This window comes from Succinivibrio sp. (assembly GCF_045124615.1).
In the GTDB taxonomy this organism is placed as follows: domain Bacteria; phylum Pseudomonadota; class Gammaproteobacteria; order Enterobacterales; family Succinivibrionaceae; genus Succinivibrio; species Succinivibrio faecicola.
Window position 1 is genome coordinate 1 of the sequence record NZ_JBGVMC010000327.1, and the last position, 3,234, is coordinate 3,234.

Here is a 3,234-nt window from a genome sequence, read left to right on the forward strand (position 1 = left end):
TACAGCAGAGATTCACATCCTGAACTCAATCAGATAAATGAGCTGATGGTATGTGATGAACTGAGCAGACTGCCTTTATTTGCAACCTGTGTCAGTGGTCATACAAGTGACAAGACAAGTTTCAGAAACATTATTATCGATTACTGGAAACTTATAAAGCAGCAGTTTAGTGAGTTGCGTTACCTTGTAGGTGACAGTGCGCTGTGCACAAGTGAAATAGCCATGACAGCTGCCAGAAACGGAATTTATTTTGTCAGCAGGATACCTGATAAGAACGGTGAGGCTGTCTCCTGTTTTGAGAAACTCAAGGCATCACCAAAGTCACTTGTACCTGTAGACAAAGACAATCCTGATGGTCCTAAGGCCATGTGGTGTGGTGAAGGGGGGTATAGGAAAGCAGAAAGTCAGAAAACTCTTAGTACAGAATGAACTGCTTACAGGAAGAAAGACTGAGACTGTTAACAAGAAGGCTGCTAAAGAACTTGAAGCTGTTCTTAAGGCTTTAAAAAAGTTTGAGATACATCCATGCAAGTGTATGGCTGATGCTGAAAAACAGGTAACAGAACTGACTTCAAAGTTAAAACTGGTTTCTGTAAGTGACATTACCTATGAAGAGGTCAAAGGGTATAAAAGTAAAGGTCGCCCTAAGAAGGATGAAGAGAAAGTTACAGTAAGTGTCATAGTAAGAGCAAATGCTCAGATTGACACAGAGGCTGTAAAAGATACAGTGGAAAAGGCAACCTATTATGTTATCTGTACCAATGATACAGAGCGTAAATGGACAATGAGTGATTTACTTTCCACCTATAAGAAACAGTCTGTGGTTGAAAGAAACTGGAAATACTTAAAGGACAGAAAAATCCTGGTGGGAGCTCTGTTTCTTGAAAGTCCTTCCCGTATCAATGCGCTGATGTGGCTAATGACACTTGCACTGCTTATCTTTTCTGCAACAGAATACCTGATGCGTAAAAAGATGGCTGAGAACAAACTTTCAATTCCATCTCCTGACCACAGGACTGAACTTACAAGACCTAGTATGATGAGAGTTTACCAGTACCTTAGTAACTCCAGCATTTGTCTAACGTACATACCTGGTAGTGAGTTTGTAAAATTAACGGGAGTGCCCAAAGATATGCAGAAGATTTTGCTGTCTATGGGCGAGGAATGGTGCAGATATTATGTAAGTTCGACTTACAAAACTTTTATCTGCACTGAGGTTTAAAAATTATGGCAGTAAAGCTCGGGGAGAAATAATCCTAAAATTTACTGCTCAATGTCAGATAGATGTTTGCTTATTTAAGACTTCTAGCATCAGATCTCAAAGTTGATTTATGAATTTATCTAAACAAGAAGCTACAAGGGGAATATATGAACTATTTACTTTTAAATTTTCCTATACATGGTGATCATAATGGTAAGTTGGTCGCTCTTGAAAAGAGAGCTGATTTTCCGTTTGAAATTAGGAGAGTCTACTATGTTTGGGATACAGCTCATGATGCTATAAGAGGCAAGCATGCTCACCGCAATCTTGAACAAGTAATTATTTGTGTAAGAGGCTCTTGCGATTTTATTGTGGATGATGGTGTAAATAGGGAAACAATTCACCTAAATAATCCAGCTCAAGGCTTATATATTAGTAATTATGTATGGCGTGAATTTACTAATTTCTCTGAAGACTGTATGGTTGTAGTATTAGCATCAGAACACTACAATCCAGATGACTACATCCATGATTATGAAGAATTCAAAAAAAGCGTAGCTAAAAGTAAAAAATGATCCCTTTTTTAGATTTATTTGCAATAAATGAGCGCTATCGCCAAGAAATTGAGCATAGTATTCAAGAAGTATTAGATAGTGGTTGGTATTTGCAAGGCGAAAAAAATAACGAATTTTGTAAAAATTTTGCATCCTACTGTGGAACTAAATATTGTTTAGGTGTTGCAAACGGTCTAGATGCCTTACGCTTAATTATAAGAGGATATGGTTTTGGATTTGGTGATGAAATTATTGTTCCTGCTAATACATTTATCGCCACTGTTTTAGCAATTACCGAAAATGGATGTAAACCTGTTTTTGTAGAGCCTAATATAAATACCTACAACATAAATCCAGAATTAGTAGAAAAAAGTATTACTTCTAAAACAAAAGCTATAATGGCAGTTCATCTATACGGTCAATTAGCTGACGTCGAGACTTTATCTAAAATTGCTAAGAAATATGGTTTAAAACTCATAGAAGACTCAGCCCAAGCTCATGGAGCCATTCTTAATAGGAAAAGAGCAGGATCTTTTGGCGATGCAGCTGGTTTTTCTTTTTATCCTGGAAAGAATTTAGGCGCTTTAGGTGATGCAGGATGTATCACAACCAACGATAAAGAATTGTATGAAAAATGTAAGGCATTAGCTAATTATGGCTCTGATTATAAGTATCACCATATTTACAAAGGAATTAATTCTCGCTTAGATGAAATTCAAGCTGCTATTCTCAATGTAAAATTAAAATACTTAGATCAAGATAATGAGATTAGGAGAACTATATCTAAGCAGTATCGCGAACAAGTTGATAATTCAAGAATTATCTTACCTACCGTAACAACTGAAGAAAGTCATGTATGGCATATTTTTGTTGTTCGTACTAATAGTAGAGATAAACTTGCATCATTCTTAAAAGAGAGTGGAATTCAAACTAATATTCATTATCCAATTCCACCACATCAGCAACAAGCTTATAGTGAATATGAAAAGGATAGTTATCCAATAACTGAACAAATTCACAAACAAGTATTAAGTATACCTATCAGCCCTGTTCTTTCACAGCAAGATGTTCAATATATAATTTCATGTTTAAATCAGTATAAGGATTAGCCAATATGAACGATGATGCATTAATCTCAGTGCTAGTACCTGCTTATAATCACGAAAATTACATTCAAGACACTATAGAGTCGGTAATTCGTCAAACTTATAACAATATAGAATTGATTATTATCGATGATGGTTCATCAGATAATACCTTGGCAAAGATTAAAGAGTATGAGAGTAAATGCAAAAAAAGATTTAAGCGCTTTTTATATAGTACACAAAATAATCAGGGAACAGTAAAAACACTTAACTCTCTATTATCAAAAGCTAAGGGTGAATATATTGCCATGATTGCTTCTGATGACATGTACTACGAGGAAGCTTTGGAGTTGGAGTTAGAAGAATTAAAAAAAGATCCTAATGTATCATTAGT

At 35.5% G+C, this 3,234-nt stretch carries 5 protein-coding genes; all 5 read left to right on the top strand.

Annotation, left to right across the window (positions count from 1 at the left end; genetic code table 11):
• The coding region (locus tag ACJML3_RS08740) for a transposase (RefSeq protein WP_406022424.1) at positions 1-429 on the top strand (429 nt) is incomplete at its 5' end.
• Positions 374-1,222, top strand: coding sequence for an IS1634 family transposase (locus ACJML3_RS08745; protein WP_406022426.1), 849 nt, complete (start codon positions 374-376; stop codon positions 1,220-1,222). The genes ACJML3_RS08740 and ACJML3_RS08745, both read left to right, overlap by 56 nt.
• 146 nt (positions 1,223-1,368) lie before the next feature.
• A complete protein-coding gene (locus tag ACJML3_RS08750; RefSeq protein WP_406022428.1) occupies positions 1,369-1,776 on the top strand; it encodes a sugar 3,4-ketoisomerase in 408 nt (135 codons plus the stop codon).
• Positions 1,773-2,864, top strand: coding sequence for a DegT/DnrJ/EryC1/StrS family aminotransferase (locus ACJML3_RS08755; RefSeq protein ID WP_406022430.1), 1,092 nt, complete (start codon positions 1,773-1,775; stop codon positions 2,862-2,864). Before ACJML3_RS08750 ends, ACJML3_RS08755 begins: the two co-directional genes overlap by 4 nt.
• Before the next feature lie 5 nt (positions 2,865-2,869).
• Positions 2,870-3,234, top strand: a 365-nt coding sequence (locus ACJML3_RS08760; protein ID WP_406022432.1) for a glycosyltransferase family A protein, incomplete at its 3' end; no start/stop codon positions are given.

Coding starts and splice junctions, on each gene's coding strand:
- ACJML3_RS08750 (WP_406022428.1), top strand. CDS start 1,369: ATGAACTATTTACTTTTAAATTTTCCTATACATGGTGATCATAATGGT.
- ACJML3_RS08755 (WP_406022430.1), top strand. CDS start 1,773: ATGATCCCTTTTTTAGATTTATTTGCAATAAATGAGCGCTATCGCCAA.